The organism is Pseudomonas sp. P20 (assembly GCF_016463925.1).
Taxonomy (GTDB): Bacteria; Pseudomonadota; Gammaproteobacteria; order Pseudomonadales; family Pseudomonadaceae; genus Pseudomonas; species Pseudomonas aeruginosa.
Map to the genome: position 1 here is coordinate 1 of NZ_JAEMVM010000110.1, position 2,415 is coordinate 2,415.

A 2,415-nucleotide genomic window follows, 5' to 3' on the forward strand; every position below is an offset into this window, starting at 1 on the left:
CCGACTATTTGCAACAGTGCCCGATATTTTCATCTTGATGAAGCAGACAAGGAATTTATCGGAAAAAGCAGAGGTGATCACAACCGTCTGGGCATTGCCCTGCAAATTGGATGTGTCCGTTTTCTGGGCACCTTCCTCACCGATATGAATCATATTCCTTCCGGCGTCCGGCATTTTACCGCCAGACAGCTCGGGATTCGTGATATCACCGTTCTTGCAGAATACGGTCAGAGGGAAAATACCCGCCGTGAGCATGCAGCGCTGATACGTCAGCACTATCAGTATCGTGAATTTGCCTGGCCCTGGACATTTCGCCTTACCCGTCTTTTATATACCCGGAGCTGGATAAGCAACGAACGTCCTGGCCTGCTTTTCGATCTGGCGACAGGGTGGCTTATGCAACATCGTATTATTCTCCCCGGAGCCACTACGCTGACCCGGTTGATTTCAGAGGTAAGGGAAAAGGCGACGTTGCGCCTGTGGAACAAACTGGCACTGATACCGTCAGCCGAACAACGTTCACAGCTGGAGATGCTGCTGGGGCCAACTGATTGCAGCCGCCTGTCTTTACTGGAATCACTGAAAAAAGGCCCTGTGACCATCAGTGGCCCGGCGTTTAATGAAGCAATTGAACGCTGGAAAACTCTGAACGATTTTGGCTTGCATGCTGACAACCTGAGTACACTCCCGGCTGTGCGCCTGAAAAATCTCGCACGTTATGCTGGTATGACTTCGGTGTTCAATATTGCCAGGATGTCACCGCAGAAAAGGATGGCGGTTCTGGTTGCCTTTGTCCTTGCATGGGAAACGCTGGCGTTGGATGATGCACTGGACGTTCTGGACGCCATGCTGGCCGTTATCATCCGTGACGCCAGAAAGATTGGGCAGAAAAAACGGCTCCGCTCGCTGAAGGATCTGGATAAATCTGCATTGGCGCTCGCCAGCGCATGTTCGTACCTGCTGAAAGAAGAAACACCGGACGAATCGATTCGTGCTGAGGTGTTCAGCTACATCCCCAGGCAAAAGCTGGCTGAAATCATCACGCTTGTCCGTGAAATTGCCCGGCCCTCAGACGATAATTTTCATGAAGAAATGGTGGAGCAGTACGGGCGCGTTCGTCGTTTCCTGCCCCATCTGCTGAATACCGTTAAATTTTCATCCGCACCTGCCGGGGTTACCACTCTGAATGCCTGTGACTACCTCAGCCGGGAGTTCAGCTCACGGCGGCAGTTTTTTGACGACGCACCAACGGAAATTATCAGTCGGTCATGGAAACGGCTGGTGATTAACAAGGAAAAACATATCACCCGCAGGGGATACACGCTCTGCTTTCTCAGTAAACTGCAGGATAGTCTGAGGCGGAGGGATGTCTACGTTACCGGCAGTAACCGGTGGGGAGATCCCCGAGCAAGATTACTACAGGGTGCTGACTGGCAGGCAAACCGGATTAAGGTTTATCGTTCTCTGGGACACCCGACAGACCCGCAGGAAGCAATAAAATCTCTGGGTCATCAGCTTGATAGTCGTTACAGACAGGTTGCTGCACGTCTTGGCGAAAATGAGGCTGTCGAACTCGATGTTTCTGGCCCGAAGCCCCGGTTGACAATTTCTCCCCTCGCCAGTCTTGATGAGCCGGACAGTCTGAAACGACTGAGCAAAATGATCAGTGATCTGCTCCCTCCGGTGGATTTAACGGAGTTGCTGCTCGAAATTAACGCCCATACCGGATTTGCTGATGAGTTTTTCCATGCTAGTGAAGCCAGTGCCAGAGTTGATGATCTGCCCGTCAGCATCAGCGCCGTGCTGATGGCTGAAGCCTGCAATATCGGTCTGGAACCACTGATCAGATCAAATGTTCCTGCACTGACCCGACACCGGCTGAACTGGACAAAAGCGAACTATCTGCGGGCTGAAACTATCACCAGCGCTAATGCCAGACTGGTTGATTTTCAGGCAACGCTGCCACTGGCACAGATATGGGGTGGCGGAGAAGTGGCATCTGCAGATGGAATGCGCTTTGTTACGCCAGTCAGAACAATCAATGCCGGACCGAACCGCAAATACTTTGGTAATAACAGAGGGATCACCTGGTACAACTTTGTGTCCGATCAGTATTCCGGCTTTCATGGCATCGTTATACCGGGGACGCTGAGGGACTCTATCTTTGTGCTGGAAGGCCTTCTGGAACAGGAGACCGGGCTGAATCCAACCGAAATTATGACCGATACAGCAGGTACCAGCGAACTTGTCTTTGGCCTTTTCTGGCTGCTGGGATACCAGTTTTCTCCACGCCTGGCTGATGCCGGTGCTTCGGTTTTCTGGCGAATGGACCATGATGCCAACTATGGCGTGCTGAATGATATTGCCAGAGGGCAATCAGATCCCCGAAAAATAGGGCACTGTTGCAAAGTTAGC

The 2,415-nt window shown here is 51.8% G+C and carries 1 protein-coding gene; it reads left to right on the top strand.

Going from position 1 to position 2,415, the window contains the following annotated elements; all coding sequences use genetic code 11:
• A partial coding sequence (locus JHD77_RS31995) for a Tn3-like element Tn3 family transposase (RefSeq protein WP_199506576.1) occupies window positions 1–2,415 on the top strand: 2,415 nt, incomplete at both ends.